Annotated in this window: 27 protein-coding genes and 1 tRNA gene; 6 read left to right on the forward strand and 22 right to left on the reverse strand. The window is 37.2% G+C overall.

Annotated features, from left to right (window positions below):
• Positions 1-47: 47 nt before the first annotated feature.
• Entirely contained in the window at positions 48-707 is a 660-nt protein-coding gene (gene fsa, locus H7U22_RS03515; protein ID WP_187069949.1) for a fructose-6-phosphate aldolase, read from the forward strand.
• A 102-nt stretch (positions 708-809) separates the two neighbouring features.
• Here fsa and H7U22_RS03520 read toward each other — a convergent pair whose 3' ends face one another.
• The 4 genes from H7U22_RS03520 to H7U22_RS03535 all read right to left on the reverse strand — a co-directional run bounded on the left by H7U22_RS03520 (position 810) and on the right by H7U22_RS03535 (position 4,944).
• A complete protein-coding gene (locus tag H7U22_RS03520; RefSeq protein ID WP_222621787.1) occupies positions 810-1,415 on the reverse strand; it encodes a LutC/YkgG family protein in 606 nt (201 codons plus the stop codon).
• Between the two features lie 99 nt (positions 1,416-1,514).
• A complete protein-coding gene (locus H7U22_RS03525) occupies positions 1,515-2,897 on the reverse strand; it encodes a lactate utilization protein B (RefSeq protein ID WP_187069950.1) in 1,383 nt (460 codons plus the stop codon).
• Complete coding sequence (locus H7U22_RS03530; protein WP_187069951.1) at positions 2,897-3,634, reverse strand: (Fe-S)-binding protein; 738 nt, start codon at positions 3,632-3,634, stop codon at positions 2,897-2,899. The genes H7U22_RS03525 and H7U22_RS03530 overlap by 1 nt, the downstream gene beginning before the upstream one ends.
• Before the next feature lie 158 nt (positions 3,635-3,792).
• A complete protein-coding gene (locus tag H7U22_RS03535) occupies positions 3,793-4,944 on the reverse strand; it encodes an aldose epimerase family protein (RefSeq protein WP_187069952.1) in 1,152 nt (383 codons plus the stop codon).
• Positions 4,945-5,075: 131 nt separating this feature from the next.
• Between H7U22_RS03535 and H7U22_RS03540 the strand changes: the two genes are divergently transcribed.
• The 4 genes from H7U22_RS03540 to H7U22_RS03555 all read left to right on the forward strand — a co-directional run bounded on the left by H7U22_RS03540 (position 5,076) and on the right by H7U22_RS03555 (position 8,426).
• A complete protein-coding gene (locus H7U22_RS03540) occupies positions 5,076-5,747 on the forward strand; it encodes an HAD family hydrolase (protein WP_187069953.1) in 672 nt (223 codons plus the stop codon).
• 2 nt (positions 5,748-5,749) lie between these two features.
• A complete protein-coding gene (locus tag H7U22_RS03545) occupies positions 5,750-6,445 on the forward strand; it encodes an NUDIX hydrolase (RefSeq protein ID WP_187069954.1) in 696 nt (231 codons plus the stop codon).
• A gap of 378 nt (positions 6,446-6,823) precedes the next feature.
• Positions 6,824-6,899 (forward strand) — tRNA-Lys (locus H7U22_RS03550).
• A 225-nt stretch (positions 6,900-7,124) separates the two neighbouring features.
• Positions 7,125-8,426: a site-specific integrase gene (locus H7U22_RS03555; RefSeq protein WP_187069955.1), complete on the forward strand. Its 1,302-nt coding sequence runs from the start codon at positions 7,125-7,127 to the stop codon at positions 8,424-8,426.
• 300 nt (positions 8,427-8,726) lie between these two features.
• On the opposite strand, the gene H7U22_RS03560 is transcribed toward H7U22_RS03555, so the two are convergent.
• Positions 8,727-9,806, reverse strand: coding sequence for a hypothetical protein (locus H7U22_RS03560; protein ID WP_248284671.1), 1,080 nt, complete (start codon positions 9,804-9,806; stop codon positions 8,727-8,729).
• Between the two features lie 143 nt (positions 9,807-9,949).
• Between H7U22_RS03560 and H7U22_RS03565 the strand changes: the two genes are divergently transcribed.
• Complete coding sequence (locus tag H7U22_RS03565; protein WP_187069956.1) at positions 9,950-10,906, forward strand: hypothetical protein; 957 nt, start codon at positions 9,950-9,952, stop codon at positions 10,904-10,906.
• Between the two features lie 267 nt (positions 10,907-11,173).
• On the opposite strand, the gene H7U22_RS03570 is transcribed toward H7U22_RS03565, so the two are convergent.
• The 17 genes from H7U22_RS03570 to H7U22_RS03650 all read right to left on the reverse strand — a co-directional run bounded on the left by H7U22_RS03570 (position 11,174) and on the right by H7U22_RS03650 (position 24,385).
• A complete protein-coding gene (locus tag H7U22_RS03570) occupies positions 11,174-11,872 on the reverse strand; it encodes a hypothetical protein (protein WP_187069957.1) in 699 nt (232 codons plus the stop codon).
• 276 nt (positions 11,873-12,148) lie between these two features.
• Positions 12,149-13,204 (reverse strand): DUF932 domain-containing protein, encoded by a 1,056-nt coding sequence (locus H7U22_RS03575; protein WP_187069958.1) that lies wholly within the window; start codon positions 13,202-13,204, stop codon positions 12,149-12,151.
• Entirely contained in the window at positions 13,182-13,388 is a 207-nt protein-coding gene (locus H7U22_RS03580; RefSeq protein WP_187069959.1) for a hypothetical protein, read from the reverse strand. Before H7U22_RS03580 ends, H7U22_RS03575 begins: the two co-directional genes overlap by 23 nt.
• Before the next feature lie 64 nt (positions 13,389-13,452).
• A complete protein-coding gene (locus H7U22_RS03585; protein WP_187069960.1) occupies positions 13,453-13,854 on the reverse strand; it encodes a hypothetical protein in 402 nt (133 codons plus the stop codon).
• Between the two features lie 51 nt (positions 13,855-13,905).
• Positions 13,906-14,130, reverse strand: a complete 225-nt coding sequence (locus H7U22_RS03590) for a hypothetical protein (protein WP_187069961.1) — start codon at positions 14,128-14,130, stop codon at positions 13,906-13,908.
• Between the two features lie 469 nt (positions 14,131-14,599).
• A complete protein-coding gene (locus H7U22_RS03595; RefSeq protein ID WP_090993259.1) occupies positions 14,600-14,776 on the reverse strand; it encodes a histone H1 in 177 nt (58 codons plus the stop codon).
• Between the two features lie 99 nt (positions 14,777-14,875).
• Positions 14,876-15,856 carry a hypothetical protein gene (locus tag H7U22_RS03600; RefSeq protein ID WP_187069962.1) on the reverse strand — a complete coding sequence of 327 codons (981 nt, stop codon included), beginning with the start codon at positions 15,854-15,856 and terminating at the stop codon, positions 14,876-14,878.
• Positions 15,857-15,928: 72 nt separating this feature from the next.
• Positions 15,929-16,975, reverse strand: coding sequence for a conjugative transposon protein TraM (gene traM, locus H7U22_RS03605; RefSeq protein ID WP_248284672.1), 1,047 nt, complete (start codon positions 16,973-16,975; stop codon positions 15,929-15,931).
• 38 nt (positions 16,976-17,013) lie between these two features.
• Positions 17,014-17,229 (reverse strand): hypothetical protein, encoded by a 216-nt coding sequence (locus H7U22_RS03610; RefSeq protein WP_187069963.1) that lies wholly within the window; start codon positions 17,227-17,229, stop codon positions 17,014-17,016.
• 4 nt (positions 17,230-17,233) lie between these two features.
• Positions 17,234-17,848, reverse strand: coding sequence for a conjugative transposon protein TraK (gene traK / locus H7U22_RS03615; protein WP_187069964.1), 615 nt, complete (start codon positions 17,846-17,848; stop codon positions 17,234-17,236).
• Between the two features lie 31 nt (positions 17,849-17,879).
• Positions 17,880-19,079: a conjugative transposon protein TraJ gene (gene traJ, locus H7U22_RS03620; RefSeq protein WP_187069993.1), complete on the reverse strand. Its 1,200-nt coding sequence runs from the start codon at positions 19,077-19,079 to the stop codon at positions 17,880-17,882.
• 6 nt (positions 19,080-19,085) lie between these two features.
• Entirely contained in the window at positions 19,086-19,706 is a 621-nt protein-coding gene (locus tag H7U22_RS03625; protein WP_187069994.1) for a TerB family tellurite resistance protein, read from the reverse strand.
• A gap of 40 nt (positions 19,707-19,746) precedes the next feature.
• Entirely contained in the window at positions 19,747-20,439 is a 693-nt protein-coding gene (locus tag H7U22_RS03630; protein WP_187069965.1) for a hypothetical protein, read from the reverse strand.
• On the reverse strand, positions 20,426-21,217 hold the full coding sequence (locus tag H7U22_RS03635) for a conjugal transfer protein TraI (protein WP_449581623.1): 792 nt from the start codon (positions 21,215-21,217) through the stop codon (positions 20,426-20,428). The genes H7U22_RS03630 and H7U22_RS03635 overlap by 14 nt, the downstream gene beginning before the upstream one ends.
• A 6-nt stretch (positions 21,218-21,223) precedes the next feature.
• Positions 21,224-23,683: a TraG family conjugative transposon ATPase gene (locus tag H7U22_RS03640; RefSeq protein WP_187069966.1), complete on the reverse strand. Its 2,460-nt coding sequence runs from the start codon at positions 23,681-23,683 to the stop codon at positions 21,224-21,226.
• A gap of 4 nt (positions 23,684-23,687) precedes the next feature.
• Positions 23,688-24,038 (reverse strand): DUF4133 domain-containing protein, encoded by a 351-nt coding sequence (locus tag H7U22_RS03645; protein ID WP_187069967.1) that lies wholly within the window; start codon positions 24,036-24,038, stop codon positions 23,688-23,690.
• A 2-nt stretch (positions 24,039-24,040) separates the two neighbouring features.
• Complete coding sequence (locus H7U22_RS03650; RefSeq protein WP_222621788.1) at positions 24,041-24,385, reverse strand: DUF4134 domain-containing protein; 345 nt, start codon at positions 24,383-24,385, stop codon at positions 24,041-24,043.
• Positions 24,386-24,400: the final 15 nt, after the last annotated feature.

A 24,400-nucleotide genomic window follows, 5' to 3' on the forward strand; every position in this document is an offset into this window, starting at 1 on the left:
GGGTTTTAAACATAAAACTCGAATACTCATTTAAGAATTTATAAACAATGAAATTTTTTATAGACACAGCTAATCTTGATCAAATCAGAGAAGCACAAGACATGGGAATTTTGGATGGCGTTACCACCAACCCAAGCTTAATGGCTAAAGAAGGCATTACTGGCGAACAGAATGTAATTAACCACTACAAAGCGATTTGCGATATTGTTGATGACAACGTAAGTGCTGAAGTTATTGCCACAACATTTGATGAAATTGTTAAAGAAGGTGAAGCTTTAGCTGCCTTAAACCCAAAAATTGTTGTAAAAGTACCAATGATTAAAGATGGCGTTAAAGCCATTAAATATTTCTCTTCTAAAGGAATCAAAACCAACTGTACATTAATTTTCTCTGCTGGCCAGGCTTTATTAGCTGCAAAAGCTGGAGCAACTTATGTATCTCCATTTTTAGGTCGTTTGGATGATATTTCTAGCGATGGTTTGGTTTTAATTGAAGATATCAGAACTATTTTTGATAACTACGGTTACGAAACTCAAATTTTGGCAGCATCAATCCGCGGTCCATTGCATATTGTTAACTGTGCTAAATTAGGCGCTGATGTAATTACTGCTCCTTTGGCAGCAATTGCTGGTTTGTTAAAACACCCACTTACCGATAGCGGTTTAGCAACTTTCTTAGCAGATCATGCTAAGGCAGCTGGAAAATAAGCAAAAAAAAAATTAAAATGTAAAAGCTCAAATCATAAGATTTGGGCTTTTTGTTTGGAATTATTTTGCAAAGCTTGTTTTTGAAACCCCAACTTAGGCTTCTTAGGTGTTGAAAAATTTGGGAACGCTTTTAACCAAAAATATAGTCATGCTCCTTGCACCATGCGCACCCAAAACCAAAGATTGTTCAATATCAGCTGTTTTAGAAGGTCCGGCAATAAAGGTTCCGAAGCCATAATCTTGATTTTCAATAATTTTATAGGCTTCATGCATGTTTACGATAATATTTTCTTCTTCAACCACCATCCCTAAATGCTGGGTAATGAAAGGTAAAACACGTTGTCCCATTAAATCTTCTGTAATCCAAATGGCGCCATTTTCTGCAACTGCAAAATGAGTTTTAAAAAATGCAAATTCCGTATTTACAAACTGATGAGGTTTTTCATCTCCAGTAAAAGAAGTATAATATTTCAAACCTTCAATCGGTGTAATAATCTGATCGCTAACTTTGAAGTGCTCAGAAATATACAAATCAATATCTTCTAATTTATGAATTACGACAACTCGTCCACCGATTAAATTAATCATCTGAACAAATTTTTCGGTTATTACTTCTTTAGATGGGGAATCAAATTGCAAATATTCTGGCAGTTTGGTTGCTTGAGGCTGATTATTTAGAATTGCTGATAATATTGTTTCTCTACTCATTATTAATTTAAAATTTCGGTTGGTGAAGTACCAAATGATAGGTTTATTCGCCTAATTCCTACTCCGTGGTTTGTGTTTCCACGAACCGAAAAACAACCTTTATTTCTCAGTGTTGTTTCTTTTATACCATTCAGAAAATGATTCTTTAGGCGCTTCTGGCATCTCTCTATTTTTAAACCATAGATTAAATTGATTGTTAACCGTAAAAGGTGCATGCTTTAAAGTCCATCGACCAATTTTCCCAGCCAGTTTAAACCGCGTGGGAGAAGATAGCGTAAAATCCATCACTTTCATGGCAATCGTTTTCGCTACAGTTGTGTTTCCCTCCTTAACAATCACTTGACGCCATTTATAAAGCTGATCGTGGATGTCAATTTTAACTGGACAAACATTGGTACAGGAACCACATAAGGTAGATGCGAAAGGTAAATCTGCATATTCTTTCATATCCAAATTGGGGGCGAGAATTGCGCCAATTGGCCCTGCAATAGCATTATGATAACTATGGCCACCACTTCTACGATAAACTGGGCAGGTATTCATGCAAGCTCCACAACGAATACACTTTAACGAATTCCTAAAATCTTCCCTTCCCAATTGTATACTTCGTCCATTATCTACCAAAACAATGTGCATCTCTTGCCCTTTTCTAGGCTTTTTAAAATGACTTGAATAAGTTGTAATCGGCTGTCCTGTAGCACTTCTAGTTAACAACCTCAAGAAAACGCTTAGGTGCTTTTTCTTTGGAATTATTTTCTCAATGCCCATGCAAGCAATGTGTATATCTGCTAAATGAGCACCCATATCGGCATTACCCTCATTGGTACACACCACAAATTCACCTGTTTCAGCGATTGCAAAATTGACACCTGTAAGCGCCGATTTTCGAGTTAAAAAAGTTTCTCTTAAATGAATCCGAGCGGTTTCCGTTAAAATCTGAGGATCGGAAACACCAGCTTCCGTTCCTAAATTTTCGTGAAATATTTGTCCAATTTCTTCTTTCTTTTTATGGATACAAGGCAATACAATATGGCTTGGGGGTTCTTTAGCCAATTGTACAATTCTTTCTCCCAAGTCAGAATCAATAACATCAATCCCATTATCTTCTAAATATTGATTTAAATGACATTCTTCAGTAAGCATCGATTTACTCTTAACCATCTGGTTAATTCCTTTAGACTGAAGTAGGGAAAGTACAATTTTATTATGTTCCTCAGCATTTGCCGCCCAATGTACTTTTATGCCATTGGCTTGCGCTTTAGATTCGAATTCTATTAAATAATTGTACAGATTAGAAAGTACATTATTCTTAATTTGAGAAGCTGTTTCTCGTAGAAGTTCCCATTCTGATATACCATGAGCAGCCTTATCTCTCTTAGCCCTTATCCACCAAAGTGTGTCATCATGCCAATTTACCCGTTCTTCATCTTTATTAAAAAGATCTGATAACTCTGAATGCTTGAGCGTATTTAACTTATCCATTACGATTCTGCATTTAAAATTTCGGCAATATGAAGCACTTTTACTTTACTATTTTGGCGCTTCAAAATTCCTTCCATATGCATTAAACAAGACATATCAGCGGCTGTAATATATTCAGCTCCATTTAATAAATGATCTTCTACCCTATCTTTGCCCATTTTTGCCGATACAGCTTCCTCTGCCACACAGAAAGTTCCACCGAAACCACAGCATTCATCTGGACGAGTTAATTCGATCATTTCGATTCCCTTAACCTGATTCAACAACTGTAAAGGCTTTGAAAATGGAACATCGACCAACTCAGTCATGGAGGAAAGATGTAACCCTCTTTGTCCGTGGCAACTTTGGTGCAAACCTACCTTAAACGGAAAGCTTGCTGAAATCTCTTTAACCTTTAAAATATCTGTTAAAAATTCTACCAGTTCGTAAACTTTACAACGAACTTTAAGTGCATCTTCTTCGCGTTTATCATCATGCAAGTGATCTTTTACATGAAGCACACAACTTCCAGATGGAGAAACGACGTAATCGAATTCTGCAAAATTTTCAATAAATAAGCTGTTGCAATTTTTAGTAAGGTGTTCATAACCAGAGTTGGCCATTGGCTGACCGCAACACGTTTGGTTTTGAGGATAATAAACATCAACCCCAAGTTTTTTAAGCAAATTCAAGGTTGAAATTGCAGCGTTGGGATAAAACTGATCAACATAACATGGAACAAATAAACCTACTCTCATTCTTTTACTACCTTTTCTTGTTTACACGATTCAGCTGAAATATTAGCATGAAAATTTTTTATAATACTGGTTAGAGATTGCATGGCCAAGATATATTAAAAATTACCTGAAACCGTTATGTACAATCATGGCTTTATGACGGTTTATGGAAGAAATAATTATTTAACAAACTTGTATGTTGTACTTGTTTTATAGGTTTCACCAGGTTTTAAAACCGTAGATGCGAAATTTGGATGATTCGGTGCATCTGGAAAATGCTGTGTTTCTAAACAAAAAGCAGAGCGAAGAGGATAAGATTTCCCTCCCTTTCCATCCTTATCAATGCCAGTCAAGAAATTTCCGCTATAAAATTGAAGTCCAGGTTCTGTGGTGTAAACTTCTAAAACTATTCCAGTAATTGGACTTTTAACTTTAGCTACTGGAGTTTTTCCATCGTGATGAGTTAAAACAAAGTTATGATCATAACCTTTTCCAAACTTTAATTGCTCATCTTTTTCTTCAATAGATTGACCAATTGTTTTCGCTTTATTAAAATCGAAGGCAGAGCCTGCAACTGGCTGAAGCTTTCCTGTAGGAATTAAAGTAGAATCTACTGGGGTATATGCATTTGCATCGATCATTAGTTCGTGATCCAAAATTGTTTCATGTCCTTCCCCACTCAGATTAAAATAAGCATGATTGGTTAAATTTACAACGGTAGTCTTATCTGTTGTAGCTGCGTAATCAATTTGCAAAGCATTATCATTTGTTAAGCTATACACCACTTTTACTTCAAGTTTACCCGGATAACCCGCTTCACCATCGTTAGAAATATAGGTAAGTTCTAATTTTTGAGCATCAATTTGTTTCGCATCCCAAACTTTTGAAAAGAAACCATCCGTACCACCATGTAAAGTATTTGCACCATCATTAAGTTGTAAATTATAGGTTTTACCATCCAAAGCGAATTTCCCTTTACCAATTCTATTGCCATAACGGCCAATTAAAGCACCAAAAAAAGGCTCGCCTTTTTTACGATAAGCGCCAATACTATCATAGCCTAAAACCACATCCGTTAATTTATTATTTTGATCTGGAACGAGTAAAGAAACTATACGGCCGCCATAGTTGGAAATTGAAACAGAACTTCCTAACTTATTTTTTAAAATGTAGAGTTTTACGTTTTTACCACCAATTGTAGCATCATATTTTGCAGAATCATTTTTTTCTGTTATCTGCTCTTTTTTAGCTGTATTAGAATTGCAAGAAGAGAAAGCTACTGCTAAACAAATGGCAGCCATAGGCAATGCTTTTAGAAACATTTTTTTCATAAAGATTTATTTTTGGTTAGAGCTAAAGTAAGAAAATAAATTAACGTTATTTTAACGATTATAAATAATATTCATCTATAATTGAACGGATTATCCAAGATCAAAAAAATCATCTAATTTAGAGGCTCAGTATGCAAGATTTAACCTTTAAGCCCAAGGCTTTTCTTTTTGATTTAAATGGCACCATGATTAACGATATGGAATATCATACCATGGCTTGGCATTCTATTATGAATGATGAATTAGGTGCCAATTTATCTTATGATACCGTTAAGAAAGAAATGTATGGCAAAAACTATGAAGTTTTAGAACGCGTTTTTGGAAAAGATAAGTTTAGCCCCGAGGAAATGGAAAGACTATCCATCGATAAAGAAAATAGATATCAGCAAGGCTATTTCCCACATTTGGCATTAATTGATGGCTTAGATCGTTTCCTTGAACGTGCAAAACAATTAAAAATTTTAATGGCTATTGGCTCTGCCGCTATTCCTTTTAATATTGATTTTGTGGTAGACGGTTTAAATATTAGGCATTATCTTAATGCAATTGTGAGTGCCGATGATGTTAAAATCAGTAAGCCTGATGCAGAAACTTTTATCAAGGCTGCGCAACTTTTAAATGTAAACCCAGAAGATTGCATTGTTTTTGAAGATGCCCCTAAAGGTGTAGAATCTGCAAACCGTGCAGGGATGAAATGTGTTGTGCTGACAACAACACACGCTATTGAAGAATTTGAAGATTACCCGAATATCTTGGGCTTTATTACCGATTACAACGCTCCTATTTTAAACGCTTTATTTTAATCATGGCAAAATATATAAATCAAAATCCGGTTTTAGTTGCAGTAGATTGTATTATTTTTGGTTATGATGGCGATCAGCTAAAACTTTTAGTGATTAAAAGAGCCATAGAACCTGTTAAAGATAAATGGAGTTTAATGGGTGGTTTTATAGGCGCTAATGAAGATTTGGATGGCGCTGCTAAGAGAATTCTCTTAGAACTGACAGGTTTACACGATGTTTATTTGGAGCAACTTCATGCCTATGGAAGTCCTGATCGTGATCCGATTGAACGGACAGTTTCGGTGGTTTATTTTGCTTTGATTGATATTAATAAATATAGCAAGCAGATTAACGATCAATATCACGCTGAATGGTTTAAATTAAAAGAAGTGCCTCAACTTATTTTTGACCACGATATTATGGTTAATGCCGCTATGGATAAAATCCGTTATCAGGCAGCGCTCCACCCCATCCTATTTGAACTACTTCCTAAAAAATTCACCATTCCGCAGCTTCAGGCTTTGTATGAGCAGGTTTATGATGCTCCGATAGACAATAGAAATTTTATTCGCAAAATTACAGCCAGCGGATTGTTGATTAAGCAAACAGAGAAAGATAAATCGAGTTCTAGACGAGGCGCATTTTATTTTAAATTAGATAAAAACAAGCATAAGGCACAATTTCAATCTTTTTTAAACTTCATTCCGAAAGCAAAATAGTTTGTTTAAGTAACTGTTTAATTTCGAAAGATTAATTTTTGTTTCGTGGTGACACGAACTATGGCACAAGATTAAAATGCCATTTACGAATGAACTCTATTTAATTCCGAAGGATTAAACTTCGCAACCAAGCCGTGTTACCTGTCTTCATGCACCACCGAAAACTACACAAAACACAGCATTTTTAAACCATTTTAAATATTTTGTTTACTTTTTTCAAATAAAAAACGCCTAATTAAAAACCATAGAATTTTTAAAATCAAGCACTTACGAATGCACGAAATAAGCCAAACAAAAAACATTAAAAACATTTAGAAAAAAATGTTGGCACGAATGGTTTTAATTTCTATATTTGCACCTCCTTAAACAAAAGGAAATGATTCCGTAGCTCAGCTGGTAGAGCATTACACTTTTAATGTAGTGGTCCTGGGTTCGAATCCCAGCGGGATCACCAAAGGCGCAAGAAATTGCGCCTTTTCTGTTTAAAACATATTTTAAACCGCAATTCTGAAAAAATAATAAGTCATTTCAAACCATCTTAAACCATTATGACTGGTGCCCAAACTGGTGCCCAATTGTAATCGGTAAATTTGGGCACCAGTCATACTTGATCAATTTGAGCTAAAGTACTGAAGAACAATCTAAAAACAACTAAAATGTTTTACAAAAAGATTGAGAAATGAAAAGCAACCAAACCCTAAAAGTCCTATTTTGGCACCGTAAATCTAAGGCAGATTCCAAAGGTTTCGCCCCTATTATCTGTAGAATTTCCATAGATGGAAAAGATGCGGAGTTTTCCACCACGTTAAAAGCACATGTTGAACACTGGAACGTTGAAGCAAAAAAAGTCATGAAATCAGCTGATTCAAAAAAAATCAATTCAGTCCTTAATCAAATTGAGAATTCGCTAGAGGTTAATTTCACGGTTCTGAAAACCCAGCATGACTTTATCAATCCCATGATGCTGAAGAATATTTTCCATAACCGTCCAATTGAAAGCAAGAAAGGAAAAATTGAAAAAATTGAGCAGAAAACACCTTCATTATTGAAATTGACTGAAATCCATATCAAGGATTTTTCCGAATTGGTGGAAAAAAAATTGCGGTCAAAAGAAACATTAAAACAATGGAAGGCTACCCAAAAGAAAATTAGTGAGTTTTTAAAATTTGAATTTAAGGTTGATGACCTAAACCTATCCGAGATTGAGTATTCATTTGCACAAAGACTTTATAAATATCTAACTGTAAAAAGAAACCAAGTTCTGAAGGATGCGGCAGCTATGAAGCAGATTAAAAATTTGAAGCAGATATTGAATATTGCAGAGGCGAATTTATGGATTACTAAGAACCCTATAGAAAAGTTCAAATGCGGCTCGGAGGAGCCTGAGATCATACCTCTTGAAATTTTCGAGGTAGAAAAAATATGGCGAAAGAAATTGAGTATCGAACGCCTAGCTAAAGTTAGGGATGCATTCATATTCCAGTGCTTTACCGGTTTTGCTTATCAAGACATCTACAACCTCAGCAAAGAGCATATCATGTACGTTGGATCAGACAAAGAACCTTGGCTGGTGAAAGAACGAGGCAAAACAAAAGTTACCGAGATGGTGCCTATACTTCCCATTATTACCGAATTGATAGAAAAATATAAAGATCATCCCTATTGCAAAGTTAATGATCGTTTAATTCCTGTAAACAGTAACTTTAGGTATAATTCCTATCTTAAAGAATTATCTGATATATGCGGTGTTGGAAAACCACTAAATAGTCATCTTGCCCGACACACTTTTGCAGACATGATGTTAAATGTACTCCACTTTCCATTAGAGGATGTAAGCAAAATGCTGGGGCACAAGAATATCCGCACTACTCAAAGATATGCCAGAGTAAAAAAAAGCAGGATTGGTAAAAAGATGAATGAAGCAAAAAGTATATTATTTGAAGATAATGGGGAACTGAAAAAGGCTTTACAGCAGACCTGATTCAGTATTCACCATCCTTAAGCTTTTTAGGACTGAAAATCTTCTAATTGACCAACGTACCAGTAATAAAATACAGCTATAAAAACTTAAAAGCTCTAATTGTTAAATACTTTGCTGGAAAAATGGGCATTTCAAATTAAATTTTCCAGATATTCTGTCTATTACAAAGCCAGCTTTAATAGATATTATCATTTGACTATTTTATTTAATGGAGAAGAGTAAGGTTAACTTATTCCAAACTTATAACGTGGCGAAACGGAAATGTAAGTTTAATTTCTTTTGCTAAATTTCCAATAGACTTTAAAACTTCGAATTTGGATTAAGTTTTTTTGCTTCGTCCAAAAGATATGTAGCATAGCCTCTTGGTTTGAGATATTTACTTTTTAAATAAGTAGGAATTTTAAAATAAGTACTGGTAGCACCAGTTAGTGCAAAGATCTCTCTTCCTATTTCCGCCAGATAAAAATGTTCGCCTGTGGAGAATACATATATACTGTCCACATTAAAAGGCCAACACTTATAATTAGATGATGATAAGAGTTTTTTCTTTGAAAAACTTATCAGTCTAAAATACTTCAGTGACGGCCATGATATCGGATAATAAGAGTCGCTAGGCACAACCTTTCTTTCAGCATATTTCATGCTTCCTAGGTTTTCATCTTTTAAGAGGATAAAGTTCGAAAAATCAGCATAGTATTGCCTTCCAAGATCAGCAAAGCCAAAAATAAAAAATCTAGATATCCCTCTTAAACCCCTTTCAATGCAGATAATTGTGTTTTTGATAGCCAAAGTGTCCGCTTGTTCATAAGTGAGCGTTTCCTGATCGACACCATCTAAGAAACTGTAGAGAAAATCCTTAAAAAGTTCAAATGGGTTTATAGCTGAGTTTTCTTTTTCCATTACAATTGTATCTATATAAAAATACCTTTGAATAATGGAAAACTCAGTCAAAATGTGGACAAGCTGCTTAAACTTAATATCTTTCTTTAAAAAAAGAACATCTTCCCTAACAAGCTGGTTTGATGACAACTCCTCAACATCATCGCTATATTCCAATAATTCTTCCAGCATAACATTAATGCCATGACCGCCTCGATATTTATTAAAGAAAGATTTTCCTGAAAAAAGTTTAGGATAATGTCCTGTAAGATGTTTTTCCTTTAACAGCAGTAAGATCTTAATTATCCGTTCAAAGCCTGAGGATAAAAGCTGGATGGTTACATGGTTGTTAGATACCAATGTTTTTTGTTCACGGAGATTTAACAGCCCTAATTCAACAAACTTGAAAGATGCTTCCACTTCTTGAGTTATCGCAAGCACTTTTTCCATTTGAATAGACCTCTCATATAGCTCAATTTCGATTTTTGATTTTTTTTTCATTATAATTTTTGACAAACTAATTTTGAGCCCTATATTATACATTTAAACTTCTTACTTAGAATAAACTATCTTTCCAAGAAAAACGAACCAAGTATTAAAGCTTTTTTTAAAAATGGCTGTCAAATCTCTTCAATTGCATATCTATGAAAGATAAAAAAATTAATGAACTCATAGGTAAATGTTTCACAAAAGCACAATCATCGAAGCGTAAATGTTTCGTTGAAGGATGTAATAATAATGCAATCAATTCTCATCTTCTTCAAAAAAATGGCACACTAAGCCTTTTAGCTGAAAAACAACATGTCTGGCAAACTAGTTACGACAAATTTCCAAAAGGAAATTACACGATAAAAGAGGTTGGAGTTAACAATTCTCTTACATTCAAAGGCTTCTGCAATCTTCATGATACTCAAATTTTTAAGTCCATTGAAAGTGGTACCATTAATTTTGACGAGTATAAAAATCTTCTATTGTTATCGTATAGAGCACTTCTCAAAGAATATAGAGATAAAGAAACTATGAATGATTGCTTTAGATTAATACTCAAACAAGTAAACGATTTAAAAAGTAAATCATCGTTTGAAGCAATGATAACCGCAAACCAATATATGATGTGGGATCTGGAGTATGATATGGCGTGCATAAACGAAGATTTAAGTACAGAAAGTAGAGTCTTTCATTTTGAAGTCCTTGCCTTACCGAAACTTGAGGTATGCTGCTCTGCATGTTTCTCACTTGTATCAATAGCAGATAGCTTGAAGATAACTGAATCTGGATATATTAAAACTGAACCTATTCCCGCTGTTATATTAAACCTGATACCGGAGGCCAATGAGACAAAGCTCATTTTGGGTTACAATAAGATTAGTGAAAAATACTTGCTAGACCCAATTTCTGAATTTCGAAATCTGAGAGATGATGAACTTTTAAAAAAAGTTAGTGATTTTATTATCCGTAGCGTCGAAATTTGGATATGTTCGAACACTTTCTACCAAGAGAAAATATATCCCAGAAAAGAAAAAATTATCACATTATTAAATCATTTTGTTTTGCAAGGGCAATTCTCAAAAGAAAAAATTGACCTCAATCTTTTTAAGTAAAAAAACAAGATTAGGTCAATGATCTTCACATCTTGATAAAGGGTTACGCTATAACCAAATCTTTTGAATGGTAATTATCCTTGTTGTCTCCGCTAATGTTAGTGTTGATCTTATTTATAATTTACTTCAAGCAAACGCTAATTAAAGAAGAATGAAGAATAGGGTAATAAGGAAAAGCTTTTGGAAAGACACAAAAAATTTAGATAGAACAATGGTAGTTCTCCTCTTATAACTAAAGCCAGTCAGAAAATGCTAGTAAGTAAATGACTACCCTTTCGATTTTTTATTTGCAATATCGCTTATTTTCCAAAGCCGATAATTAATATTATACAATATCTTAAATGCCCTACTTGCCTTTTCGATTAGACTTGGCCAGTCTGTAAGCTGCGCATCCCATTTAAGTATAAACTGACCAAGTTCCAAATTCTCTGGTTGCTGATAATTACTCCCGTTCATCTTTTCGGTTTGATAAAGCATAAAATTACGGATCAGTTGAAATACGCTGCTTGTCTTGTTTTCAAAAAACGGACGTTCTTCTTTTGTCAACGACCGCATCTCCAAAAACTCAAAATCTCCTAGATACTTAAGTTCCATAAGTAGAGCATAAAAATCATCGGTCATGTAGCGCAAATTTTCTCCACAGATAATATAGCTCTCCAAATAAAATTGATCATTTTCCAGGCCCCATTGAAAAACGGTATCCATCTTTTCAGATCGTAATAAAATATTCTGCCCATAAACGTTCATATAGCACTTAGAATTGTCCCAGCTGTCCTTAAAATTGGCGAAACTGAAAAAGTTATTCGCAATCGACATCAAAAACTCATTGGATTGATAGAAGATCCTTTCAAGCTCTTTTTCTTCTTTATCTAGAATGTTATACCTCGCATCGAGATGTTCATCTATCATTTTATCCCACTCAGGAAAATGTTTTGCACTAGAGGCTATTAATTTAGCAATATCCATGTTTTTAAATGATTTAGATTGTTAAAAAGAAATGTTACAAGATACGTCTTAAGAACACAAATTCTCAAGCAAAAGCTTATACTTCAGTAAAGTTCAATTATTGACATCTCTAAATGATAAACGAATTGCCTTTTAATCAAGAATAAAAATTAACAGATATACAGCCTTATAATTATAAACGATCACTTTAAAAAACATTCAAAGCACTTAAGGCGCCGACAAAAAAATGCCCTCTCCATTTATTAATGAAGTGGACATTTTTTTTATTACTACAGCTTAATTTAAGGCTTCCACGCCACTTTTAGCGAAGCTATTACATAAATCGAATGCGGTTTGACTTCTTTGTAAACCAGTCCCATACATGATGGATTTAAATTTACTTTCATCGTCCTTATAATTTCTTACATTCTGAAAATAACCTGTAACCGCATTGTATGCACCAAATACTGTTCCTTTGGTACTAACTTCCTGCTGGGTCGGACTTGTTAACGCATATTCTAAAACATTGTTTACTATATTGTTATATGCACTTGAAAACTCATCCTGTTTATTAGATTTAAGATTTTTTAATGTCGCTTTATTTGGAGCCATTGCCAACTGAACCAATCTTTTAACCTGCCTATCCGTAATCCTTACTTTAGACCAATGGTTAAAAACGTCTTCTAATTCGTTAGCCAATTGATTAGTAATTCCTAAAATTTGGTGCGCCTGTTTTAACCTTTCCTGTGCGCTAGCGGTATGGCGTATCTTAATGGAATTGGTATGGTTTTTTAATGCAGCATTTAAGGTATTTTGGCAACAAACTCTGACTGGTGTAAATGATGCGGTTATACTACCAAATCCATCGTGGGAAGAAGTAAGAAACAAATATTTTTCAATGCAATCTGTCCTACCTACACGGATATAATCGGGCAGTTTTGCAGTAATAAAAATACGCTCGCCTTTACCCAAAGCCCCAGCAGTTTCATATAAAACCCCATCCTTTCCGCCAACTATATTATCAAAAAAGGCAAATGCGTCTACGTTTTGTACAATATTATAATCCTTACCGACAACGCCTAAAACTTCGTTAGTATCGGTTCTTACATTTGCATAAAAATTATCTACTTCGATATCAGGAATACTATTTGGCAATCCTTGTTGGTCGAGGTATTCAGAAAAAGTAATCAAGCTTCTCTTTGCTACTAGATAATCTAGTCCTGCATGTTTTATAGCTTCTGCACTTGTTGGGTAATCGGTAATGATTTGTCCCAATCCATGCCAGGCTTTTTCTTTTACCGAAAAAAAACTATGTTTTTCAGTCTTGCTATTATAATTCAGGTTGTGTGCCATGGTTGATATTTTTAATGTTCCTCACTCGTGAAACTAAAATTTCAGTTTCTAAAATATTGATGTTAGCAGTATCGCTTAATGTTAACTTTGATTGGGTTTCTATCTCATGTACAATATCTCCCAAATTCGTATGGTCGGCATGGACTGCCACCCGAGCCATAATAAATATAGTTTCGTATCTCATTTTTTTTAAAAGATTAGATGAATAAATAAACGCCCTCTGCAAAATGCAAAGGGCGTAATTTGGTTTAGGCAGGAATAAAAATCTCTCCCTCGATTTCAGCTAATTTAGCAACACATAAAGCATTTACCCTGCTTGCTACCTCACGAATGATGAAAGGGTTTTTAGTGGTAAACTCTCTACCCTTATCATCTTCAATGGTAAGGGTACAGCCTTGAAAAAAGTTGGTATCTGTTTCGTCCGCATCATCTTTTTGTGCTACTTCAAAGGCTTCTAATGTGTTTATTGTTTCCAATAATTTACCTCTCTGATTGATACGGCGGTTTAAGTCTAACGCCAACTTGATGGTTTTTTCTAAATTAAGGGCAGGTTTTTCTTCTTTCAACTGTTCCTTGATTTCAATCTTGGTAGGTTCAACTTTTGGTTGCTCTACTGCTGGCGTTCCTGCTTCGGGTTTTACCTGTTCCACATTTTTTAAATCGATTGATTTGGCGATGTCCTTAACCTCTTCGGCTTTTGTCTATACCTTATTTGCTGTACCATTGTTTACAGGTTGAATAATTTTAACTTCTGATTTTCCATTTACGGCTGAACCGTTTAATTGTGCAGTTTTCATAACTTTTGATTTTAAATTTTTATTGATAATGATTTGAATAATTTCCCCTATTGGGGCAGTCCTGTTTAGGCGGTCGCTTTTTGCTTTACCGCTTTGGGTGGGTGGGCTTCTGTCTTTTGTTGCTATCATGGGGCTATCTTTTTTATAAATCCAGTCGGCAGAGCCTCCTGGCTTTTTGTTAAACCACCGCTCCTGACACAAGCCCTTTGTAAGGCAAGGCTTTGCGAAAAAAAATACGCTCCGAGCGCAGCGAGTGAGGAAGATTTTTTTTCAGCAAACCCGTAGGGCTTGGCCTTGACGTCAAAGGGCTTGTTCAGAAATTTTGCAACAAAAAGCCTAGGTGGAATTTTTACCCTGATCTTTCCGAAAGTTTATGGAAGATGATGCTGATATGATGTATTAGAAAGCGCAACGTTGGCGAGGCACGAAGCCATTGTTGCATAAATGCGGAAATCGGCTGAAGCGAGGTACGAGCAAAGCGGTTTTACCGCTGACTTATCATTCAGCTAAAATTAAAAAAGAACTAAACCTGTAAAAAAAAGGCAAAAAAAATGCCTGACCGTTTCCAGTCAGGCATTTACCAAAACAGCTATGCTGTTTATTTTTCGTTCTTTTTGGCAGTAACTTCGTTACGGATATCCTGCGCCAAAGTTTTTGTCTGCTGTAACGCATTTCTTAACCTTGTTCCAGCTGCTTTGTTATTCTTTTCAAAAAATGCAGTGGCATCTGCTTCTGCTGATGCAATCAGCGCCTTTAACTCTGTGAATTTTTCCATGCTATTTTAAATTAAATTTTTAAGGTTTTGAATTGCCTTTCAACAATTCCTTTATTTACATTTATTAAATCTACAAGTACAAAAAACTAGGATATTAAATTATCTCCTCACGCCTTGGCTCTCGCTCATTTCTTTTTCTTGAACTTTAGTGTTTTCCTGCTTACTTGAAAGTGCAGTCTCTTTCAAAAACTGTTCCCTTTTTTCTGGTTTACCGTTCTCTGCGTACATATTCAACTGGCTGTAACGCGGTACGGCTTCCAAAAACACCTTCACCACCTGCCCTTCTTTTTCAACTGTTACAAGTGGTCTGTTGCCATTACGCAATGATGCTTCAAGCAGCACTCTTTTAGCAGGATCTTCCAACTCTTTGATATTGAACTTATCTAATACTTTATTGATATCGAAACCATAGGACGGATCATGGTACTGGTTGATACTATAATTCTGAAAACGGTCTTTACCCTTATCAAAATCCAATTTAATCCATGCTTTATAAGTCTCCCCACCCATATTCATCATGTCATCACGATAGACAGAACGGCCTTGTATCAAATTGGCGGCTTGTTCAGCTGTAAAGCCTTTACCACGCTCCAGCCAAATGGTCTGGGTTGCAGGGCTTGCATAATAGGTACGGTTGAACTCCTTTGCTACATAATTTACCTTACCATTTTCCATGCTAGCTACCATTACTTTATTGGCCGCATCCTTCCCTACCGCAAGTTCACTATTACCTTTCTGCTCCTTAAAGAAAGCAAGTGCATCGCTCACATTTTCATGTTTCTTAACGATATTCTTTCCTTCTTCATTTTTGGTAATGACCATATACTGCTGACCTTCCTCCAATGGTTTACCTTGGTTATGGCTAACAGTAAACTTGTTGAAGTAATAGAAATCAGATTGTCCGGATTGCTTAAAATGAAGTGCAAGATCAACCTGTCCCTTTGTGGCGGCAATACTGTCGTTGAGCGTAAACTCGGGAACATCTTTTCTCATGTTGTCTTCCATTTTCTCAATGAGCTTATCCTTAAAGCCCAGATTTTTCATCTCTTCTTTGAGATTTTCCAAATTGTTTAGATTCATAATCAATTGGTTATTGGGATTTTCTGAAATTGTCTTGTTCAGGTTTATCCCAGTTTAAAATTTATTAAATGTTTATTTTTTGTTGATACGGATTAGTATCGGATAATCAGCTTTGAGCTTGACCCTTACTTTCTTCAGTTTTTTGCTGAAAAGGGATTTTGCGGCATCAATCCCAGCTCCAGCGGCCTGTACACCTATGGACTGATCCATTGAAAGGAACTGCATGCTCCGGATAGCATCATCTGCACCACCATTAACTGCTCCTGTCAATTCAGCTTCCGGTGCAGGAATACCAGGCATTCCATCCAGACTATACACTGTCAAATCAACGGGGACAATAGAGGTTCCCAGCCTGATATTTTTAATCTGTAGCAATAATCGCTGATTGGTAATGTTGCAGGTTCCAAACAAGAAATGTCCTTTTGGAATTAACTGACCATTCAGCCGAACGCTGTCACTCAATCGTAACTTAACCGTTGCTCCCTGAACCACCTTTTGATTTTCTACAATCGCTGCTGGCACAGCTCTGAACTGGCTGTCTCTAACCGAGTTCAGCTGTTCTTTTGAACGAGCGATTTCCGGGTTCTGAATTGCAATAATCTTATCCATCATCCCGCTCAATTGTGCCATTTCGGGGTCTTCTTCTTTTCCAGACTGCATGGTTTTCATCAAAGCTTCCAACCTGTCCACATCATTTTTGATTGATGTTTCTTGTCTGCTTTTTGATTGAGGATTTGAACGTGGTTCTTCTGGTCGGTTAATCTCTTTGTTCAAAGCTTCCAGCTTCTGATTAATGGCGTCAGTCCTTATATCCTGCTCGTCCCCATTTCTTGATAAACGGGCATTAATCCTATTCAGGCTACTATCCCCTCCAATTTCCTTAATGTAAGAGCTGTCCGTATCAGACTGCTTATAAAAACCCATTTTATCAGTTGGCTCTTCCTTTTTGAAAGCTGCATCTGGCAGGTCGGCATTGATTTCCCGATGACCTTTTTGAAGATTTGCATCTTGACCTTTACCCCCGCCCATCGCATAAAATCCCAGTGCCAAAAATGGGATGATGAGTAACGGAATGACGAGTAGCTGTTTCCGCTTGTCCTTTTTGTTGATTGTTTCCATAATCTTATTTTTAAATGATTTTTATGTATTTGATTAAATCAGCCTAGCGCCCTAATGAGCAGAAATGTACAATAGCACCCAAAAGCCGTACAAAAAATTATCAGAATAGCCATCCATAACTTGCCAGAAATGTTCTTGGTTTTCCTGTTCAGATAATTGGCTAATATCCTTTGCCTATCGATAATCTTTTGGGCAATTTTCTCGGCAATCGCATCGCCACCAATTGATGTACTGTTTTTCCTAAAGAGTTTCATACGTTTAGGGCTTTAACGGTAAGTCGCTATTCTCCAAAGTTTCCCAGCGCTGGATCAAAAAACCATGAGGATTATTATCACTGCGTCCGACATTTCTCAAATACCCCTGGGTAACCAGTTTTCTGTTTACTGTAGCACTCGAACGGATAAGCTGTTGGGTAGCATAACAGCGGAAATAATAGGGATACTGCTCAATATCAAGATGAACACTATCAATTGTTATTTCCTGTGAGATATTGGCCGAAATCAGGTTGCTATAGAAACCTTGTTCCTTCAGATTATCGTAACTTTTCTTTGCGCTTTGGTCTGATAGTTCCAGAGCTTTGCTAATGTTGCGCTGGATAACCTTTTCATCAGGATCAAGGGTAAAAAAGTAGTGGTGGAACATTTTTACGTGATCCCTGATCTCTACTGGCAGGTTGCTTTTTCGTTCGGTACTAAAAGCTTCTATGGCTTTTCCGTTGGCAAGGATGTAAACTTTTGCCTGTGCTTTACCGACCATTTCATAGCTCTTGTAAATGGCAAATCCTGAAATGGTAATGCAGGCAATGATCAGAAAAAGACTGAACCTTTTGACGTGCTTGAATGCGGTATCTATATTTCTTAGTTGACTGAACATGGGTAAATAGATTAGGTGTTACTATTAATGATTATGATTTTCCTTCCTTACCACTCAGCTTATCGTGTTGATGCTGTCCAGGCGTTTGATCTGGCAGATAATCGCCATTACTGGAAGCAGCATAACCCTGTTGCATATTACGGTAAGCATTGCCCATCATATCTGCAGCCATTCCAGCTCCAGATGATGCGGTTTTCATTCCCGTACTGTTGGTACTACTAATGATGGCATTTACCTTTTGTAGGATAGCATTTCCACCACCTGCATGGACGACGTAGTTTGCCACATTGGGTACAGAAAAATAGCCTATGATGCCGATCAGCAAAAAAATGAGGTAAGCGGTATCTGTTCCACTGAAAAATGTATCGCCCTGTTGTTCAATCTGAGATAGGTCTAGTTTTAGCATGTTTTCCTGTATTTTTCCCAAGATGCTCCCGAATATATTGGCAATAGGAAGCCAAAGGAAGATGTTCACGTACCTTGCCAGCCAGACCGTTAAGGTATTCTGAAAACCATCGAAAACTGCAAAACCAAAAACCAGCGGACCCAAAATGGCCAGAACAATTAGAAAAAACGTTCTTACCGTATTGATGCAAAGCGAAGCCGCCGCATAAAGCACCTCAAAAACTTCCTTCATCCATTGCTTGATGGAATTACGGAAATTATAGGACTGCTTCTCCATAAAAAATTGGATATCATGACCTAAACCATCTAATATGCCTTCATTACCTTGTTCTGGAAAAGTATATTTCAACCATTTTTCACGGTCTCCACTCCCATTTTCTCCAACGTACATTTGCCAATGCTTGCTTTTTTTAATGGCCGCTTCCTTGGCTTTAAGCAGGCGTTCGATGGTCTTGTTGCTATCGCTTACCATTTTTCCCGTTGCTGAAACAGTTGGCTGTAATACTCCGTTCATTAGTGAAATGACCAAGGGAAACATCATAATTGCCATTCCCAATGCAAAAGGCCTGAGCAAAGGATAAAAATCTATGGGTTCGGCACTGGCAATCTGGCGCCATACACGACTGGCAATATACCATAGCGCACCAAATCCCGCTATCCCCCTGCCCACATCAATGAGCCGACTGCACAGTGGCAACATCTCGCTGTACACCCTGTCAAGAACAGGTTGCATTCCGCCCAGTGTTTCCGATATGCCCTGTGCGTATGAGCCCAACGGCGAGAGCAGGGCAAATGCCCCAATGCATAAAATAATTACTTTTTTCATCATAGCTCAATTTTGGTTATAATATCTTCTGGTGGCATTGATATCCGATTTCTCCTTTTGCCTTTGTAGGTTCAGTATGCTGGCCTCTTTATTGAAACTTCTTAAAAAGATGAGTTTGTCCTGCATATCGAGAAAAATCCGGTCAATTGCCCGCAGGCGTTCATCATCGCTCATTCGTAATTTCGATGAGGTAATCACCGTTAAAAGTTCATCTAGGTTATCAATGCTCTGATCGAAAAGCCGCCCATAAATACCGGATAGGTAACTTAATTCTTCAGGACTAAAAGTGTCGGCATTTCTGAAACGGTTGTAGGCAGATTTGTATTCTGAGAGCAGGTGCTGCTGGTAGCTAATGATATCTGCAATCCTTTCATATTTCCTGATTTCTGGATTGACCAGCATCAGACCGTCAAGGAATACCTCATGCATCGAAAAGTTGCCCTGCGAAATATTTTTTACCGCATTATAGCCATTGGCAACAATGGTATATCCACGCTTCATATCAGAAAGGATATTTTTCAACTGGCTGAGCTTCTCAACATTTAGCAGGAGCTGCTGTACTTCGGTAGACTGTGCCTTTAGCTTAAAAACCGTAGATGAAAGACAGATGATTACTAAAGTCAACATTAAATGCAGCGTACTCTTTACACCCTTTACTCTAATTATTCTAATTGTTTCCATAAATTTCTCTTAAATGGTTAATGGATTTTTGTTCGTTTTTTCTTTGATGGATGAGCAGGTTTACCTGTGCTGTGAAACTTTGCGCAAATGCAGCTTTGTCCCGCATCCTTTCATAGATGCTATCCAATCTTTCTATCCGCTCGTCATCGCTCATTTCCAGCCGTCCAGAAGTAATTACCAGTAATAGTTCCTCCATGTCATCAAGGCAATTATCGGTTACCCTATCCTTTACACCTAATATGTACTGGTTGTCAGAAAGTTCTAGTCCATCATTATCGCCAATACTTTTAAAAGCCTTTACGATGGAGATTTGCAGAGAAATAATACTGGAAACTTTTGCATTTTTTCTGATGGCAGGGTTAACATTTTTGAGTGAGGTAAAAAACGTACTGTGCAAACTGAACTCGCCATTCTTTATATCCTTAACGGTACCTACTCCAGAGCCGACAATATCATAGCCTTTTTTGAGGTAACCCGCATACATCTTCAAAGCAACAAGTTGTTCGAGCAGGTATTTTTTCTGCGTTTTTTTCTGGTTGAAGAATTCGCCCCAAGTTTGCCCGAAAGCACTTGTACCTACAAAAAGTAACAGCAACGCCACCCCTAAAAAACTGATTGGTTTCGATACAGACATAGCTTTATGCCTATAACTACTTTGCGGTTGTCTACTGAATTCCATATAGTTCTTTTAAAATGGTTACCTCGTCCAACGATTTTGCCCTTTGGATGCTCAACAGGCTATTCTGGGTATTGAAAGATTTTAGATCGCTAAAGTTGTTATCCATTTGTGCGGCAGCGGCACTTATGATTTCCAGTCTTTTGGCATCGCTCATCTGCGTTTTAAATGAATTAACTACAAGTAGTATCTGATCTAAATTCTTGATGCTTTCATCCAATATGCCCGAATAAACTTTCTGCATGTGCTCCAGCTCATCAGCGGTGAAATGCTTATCCTTTTGGAACAGCCCCCAAGCCCATTTATACTCATCAACAATGGCTACCTGTTTTTCGGTCAGGTCTTTGATCCGCTTGTAATAGGCAATGGCAGATTTAACTTTCCATAGCTCTTCGTAATAATCTTTGTATAGTTCTTTCTGCTTTTCCGTCCAATCGGCTATTTCAGTCAGCTTTAATTTGGAAAGCTGGTTTTCCAGCACCTTTTGAGCATTCTGTAGCCAGATGGTTTCGTTCTGTAGACGCTGAACCTTAAGGTCGACAGCCTTGATTACTTTTTTTACTCCTGCCTTGATGACTTCCAAAACTGCTATCTGAGCATTTGCCCCTGTGGGCATGGATACAAACAGCGTCATGGCGCTCACCGGAAGGATGACCATGTATTTTTTCATAACTTTTTTAATTTGTTTTTTAATGGTCATGAAGAGCCCTTGCGGGGTTTTCATAACTTTTTTAATTGTACTGATGCAGGCAACCGCACCAGTTTTGTGAAATGATATCATAACTGATTATTGTTTGTTTTTTAATTCGTTTGCTAGTACCGCTATCCCTTTTTGGATGCTTCCATATTGCTGCGCATACTGTTGAACCTGCAGCTTTTCACTTTCCTCGGTGGTATAGGCGAGATATTCGCTTGTTGATACTTCCGTTCGGTAAACCTTGCTGTACTGTCCTCCTAGTGAGATAAAAACTTCCTTGTATTTGAGTTTGGGATCATTGGCCTTATTCATCGAAAGTATCTGCGATTTTTCCTTTTCGGTAAGCCCCAAAAGTTCCTGTATGGCGTCAAACTTGTTCTGGTATTTGGATTGGTCGAGCAATATCTTACAGTCTGAATTATTGATGATGGCCTGTTTTACAATTGGCGAACTGATGATATCCTCTACCTCCTGGGTTACCACAATAGCCTCCCCGAAATACTTTCTAACCGTTTTAAAGAGGTATTTGATATACTCTGCCATACCCTCTTTTGCAATGGCTTTCCAGCATTCCTCAATTAGCAAAACCTTTCTTATGCCCTTAAGCTTTCTCATTTTGGAAATGAACATCTCCATCAGGATAAGCGTAACTACAGGAAATAATATCGGATGATCTTTTATGTTGTCTAGTTCTATCACTATGAAGGGCTGATGCAACAGTTCCAGGTTTTCAGATGCGTTCAGCAGGTAATCGAACTCGCCGCCACGGTAGTAAGGATTGAGAACATATAGAAAATTATCGATATCAAAATCCCTATCCTTTACCTTGCTGGTTTCCAATACCTGTACATATTCATTGGTCAAAAACTCATAAAAAGTATTAAAACATGGGAAAATATCGGGTCTGTTTGCAAGCTGGGCGAAATAAAGCGTCAACGCATTGGATAAGGCCACATATTCCGAACGCCTGAAATTTTCATCATCCTTTTTCCACAGAGCAAGTAGCAACGTTTTAATACTTTCCTTTTTTTCAGTGTCCAGCACATCTCCGTCCGATAGATAAAACGGGTTAAACTTAATGGGATCGCTTTCAGTGTAGGTAAAATAATAGCCCTCTACCAGATCGCACAGCCCTTTGTAGCTATGTCCAACATCAACCAAAACCACGTGAGCACCCTGCTCATAGTAGGAACGGATCATGTGGTTGGTAAAGAATGATTTTCCGCTACCACTCGGACCCAAAATGAACTTGTTCCTGTTGGTGGTAAAACCCCTCTTCATTGGTTCATCAGAAATATCCACGTGCATAGGTCTGCCGTAAAGCCGATCTCCCAGACGTAGTCCGAAAGGGCTCAAAGAAGAATGGTACCCCGTTTCCAGATTGAAAAAACAGGTCGCCTGTTCGATAAAAGTGTCAAACGTATCGTTCATCGGAAAATCAGCTGCATTCCCAGGAAGTCCTGCCCACCAAATCTGTGCTTGTCCATCAGTTTCCTGTTTGGCAACTGCATCCAGTTGCGCCATTGCAGATGATACCAGATTTTTAAGGTCTCTGCTTTTTTCTTGGTCATCCGACCATACCATTACATTGAAATGTGCCTTGATAGGTAAACGTTGCAAGTCTATTGCCTCATTTAAAAAATCATTGGTGGCATCTCCTGAAATTGAATTTTCTCTGGAATAGGCAGATAATGATTGCAGACGAAGTTTTTTGGCCTCCAATCTTTTAAAGGTTTTCTGCACATCTGATACAAAAATATATTGGCTTAATATGTGGTTGCAGTTTAATAGTGCACCCAACGGGCTTGCAAAGCCAATCGAAAACTTGCTCCTATCGGTACTGTACTTATCGTAATTGATACGGCTACCACATAGTGCTGGCATATTCTCCGTATCGCATAAGGTGTAGAGTTCAACTTTTTTGTCGCCAACTACGATATCATCTTTCACATGGATATCACGGATGATTGGTTGGTTATCCTTGTTCAATAGAAAACAGTACCTCTCTATAATTCCAGCTCTGTTAGCAGTACCAGCCAGCTCATCATCGTTGAGCCTTTTTAGTCCAACAAATCCGCTATCGGTCAGTATGCGTTCAAACTGCCCTGCACTGTCCAAAAAATCCTTAAAAAGTGTAGGAGAAATAGTTTGGATTGGAACAATTGATTTGCGAAGGATATTACTATATACAGAACTGGATAGCTTCCGCTCTTTTGGTTTCTGGGTCAGGAAAATATAGCATTCATGATCTAAAAACGGTCTTTCGTTGAAGAAGACCTCACTGCTACGTGAAAGGAAACTATGCTCATTGGTATAATCAGCTTTATACTTGGTTTCGGTAAACCAGTCCTGCTTTAGAAAAATGCTATGCTGTGGCAAGAGTTTAATTGCCTTTACCCAAGTCTGATGGTAAGCCTCATAATCCCTTTCCGATAGGGTAAAGATTTCGGGAAGCTCTACCTTATAAGCAATGGTTACATCGCCATGCATCGAAATAATGGCGTCGTTCTCAACCTTGTAAATGGGCAATATGTCCTTTGCTTCTACCATTGGATTAGTTTTTAAATGATGTTATTGGAATATTCGATTTACTTTTGAGCGAGGTAAACAATCGTCTGGAACGGAATTTCAAGTAATTTGGAAGGCTACGTTTTGCCCAAAATTTCATCAGTCCGTGTTCGCCAAAACGGTGGCTTAAGCGGAATACACTGAAAAAAAGTGTTGTTCCAAGGGTGATGATCAATGGTAATAGCACCAAAAGGCTCAGTCCAGAAATGTAGAGAATGGCAAAGCTGATGAGCAATACAACCAGCCCAACAGCTAGATAGGCAATGTACTGCGCCTTTAAGCCTTTGAATTCAATAGGTCTGGTCACACCTTTATTGATTTTGTAAACGCTGGCCATGGCTATATCCCAAAAAATGATTTAAGTACTGTTGCCACCACCACCAAAAAGATACAGCTACCAAACCATGCAGCAGCTACTTTGTTGGTGTCTGGCTCCCCTGCATTCCACTTATTGAAAACTTTAATTGCACCGATTATACCCACAACTGCACCGATGGCATACATCAGGTCAGTTCCAGTATCGAAATAGCCTTTTACCTTGTTGGTTGCTTCCTGGATCCCTGCATTCCCATCTTGAGCAAAAAGGGCCAGACTGGTCAACAAATTGTAGATACAAAGGGTAAATAATAGCAGTAGGGATTTGCCGAAGTTTAGGTTACCGTTGTTATTGAATGGAGATTTCATATGTTTTGATTTTAC

Source organism: Pedobacter fastidiosus (assembly GCF_014306625.1).
GTDB classification, from domain to species: Bacteria; Bacteroidota; Bacteroidia; order Sphingobacteriales; family Sphingobacteriaceae; genus Pedobacter; species Pedobacter fastidiosus.

Bases quoted from the DNA above. Each gene is read 5' to 3' on its own strand.
- fsa (WP_187069949.1), top strand. From the start codon at position 48: ATGAAATTTTTTATAGACACAGCTAATCTTGATCAAATCAGAGAAGCA.
- H7U22_RS03520 (WP_222621787.1), bottom strand. From the start codon at position 1,415: ATGAGTAGAGAAACAATATTATCAGCAATTCTAAATAATCAGCCTCAA.
- H7U22_RS03525 (WP_187069950.1), bottom strand. From the start codon at position 2,897: ATGGATAAGTTAAATACGCTCAAGCATTCAGAGTTATCAGATCTTTTT.
- H7U22_RS03530 (WP_187069951.1), bottom strand. From the start codon at position 3,634: ATGAGAGTAGGTTTATTTGTTCCATGTTATGTTGATCAGTTTTATCCC.
- H7U22_RS03535 (WP_187069952.1), bottom strand. From the start codon at position 4,944: ATGAAAAAAATGTTTCTAAAAGCATTGCCTATGGCTGCCATTTGTTTA.
- H7U22_RS03540 (WP_187069953.1), top strand. From the start codon at position 5,076: ATGCAAGATTTAACCTTTAAGCCCAAGGCTTTTCTTTTTGATTTAAAT.
- H7U22_RS03545 (WP_187069954.1), top strand. From the start codon at position 5,750: ATGGCAAAATATATAAATCAAAATCCGGTTTTAGTTGCAGTAGATTGT.
- H7U22_RS03555 (WP_187069955.1), top strand. From the start codon at position 7,125: ATGAAAAGCAACCAAACCCTAAAAGTCCTATTTTGGCACCGTAAATCT.
- H7U22_RS03560 (WP_248284671.1), bottom strand. From the start codon at position 9,806: ATGAAAAAAAAATCAAAAATCGAAATTGAGCTATATGAGAGGTCTATT.
- H7U22_RS03565 (WP_187069956.1), top strand. From the start codon at position 9,950: ATGAAAGATAAAAAAATTAATGAACTCATAGGTAAATGTTTCACAAAA.
- H7U22_RS03570 (WP_187069957.1), bottom strand. From the start codon at position 11,872: ATGGATATTGCTAAATTAATAGCCTCTAGTGCAAAACATTTTCCTGAG.
- H7U22_RS03575 (WP_187069958.1), bottom strand. From the start codon at position 13,204: ATGGCACACAACCTGAATTATAATAGCAAGACTGAAAAACATAGTTTT.
- H7U22_RS03580 (WP_187069959.1), bottom strand. From the start codon at position 13,388: ATGAGATACGAAACTATATTTATTATGGCTCGGGTGGCAGTCCATGCC.
- H7U22_RS03590 (WP_187069961.1), bottom strand. From the start codon at position 14,130: ATGATAGCAACAAAAGACAGAAGCCCACCCACCCAAAGCGGTAAAGCA.
- H7U22_RS03595 (WP_090993259.1), bottom strand. From the start codon at position 14,776: ATGGAAAAATTCACAGAGTTAAAGGCGCTGATTGCATCAGCAGAAGCA.
- H7U22_RS03600 (WP_187069962.1), bottom strand. From the start codon at position 15,856: ATGAATCTAAACAATTTGGAAAATCTCAAAGAAGAGATGAAAAATCTG.
- traM (WP_248284672.1), bottom strand. From the start codon at position 16,975: ATGGAAACAATCAACAAAAAGGACAAGCGGAAACAGCTACTCGTCATT.
- H7U22_RS03610 (WP_187069963.1), bottom strand. From the start codon at position 17,229: ATGAAACTCTTTAGGAAAAACAGTACATCAATTGGTGGCGATGCGATT.
- traK (WP_187069964.1), bottom strand. From the start codon at position 17,848: ATGTTCAGTCAACTAAGAAATATAGATACCGCATTCAAGCACGTCAAA.
- traJ (WP_187069993.1), bottom strand. From the start codon at position 19,079: ATGAAAAAAGTAATTATTTTATGCATTGGGGCATTTGCCCTGCTCTCG.
- H7U22_RS03625 (WP_187069994.1), bottom strand. From the start codon at position 19,706: ATGTTGACTTTAGTAATCATCTGTCTTTCATCTACGGTTTTTAAGCTA.
- H7U22_RS03630 (WP_187069965.1), bottom strand. From the start codon at position 20,439: ATGGAATTCAGTAGACAACCGCAAAGTAGTTATAGGCATAAAGCTATG.
- H7U22_RS03635 (WP_449581623.1), bottom strand. From the start codon at position 21,217: ATGATATCATTTCACAAAACTGGTGCGGTTGCCTGCATCAGTACAATT.
- H7U22_RS03640 (WP_187069966.1), bottom strand. From the start codon at position 23,683: ATGGTAGAAGCAAAGGACATATTGCCCATTTACAAGGTTGAGAACGAC.
- H7U22_RS03645 (WP_187069967.1), bottom strand. From the start codon at position 24,038: ATGGCCAGCGTTTACAAAATCAATAAAGGTGTGACCAGACCTATTGAA.
- H7U22_RS03650 (WP_222621788.1), bottom strand. From the start codon at position 24,385: ATGAAATCTCCATTCAATAACAACGGTAACCTAAACTTCGGCAAATCC.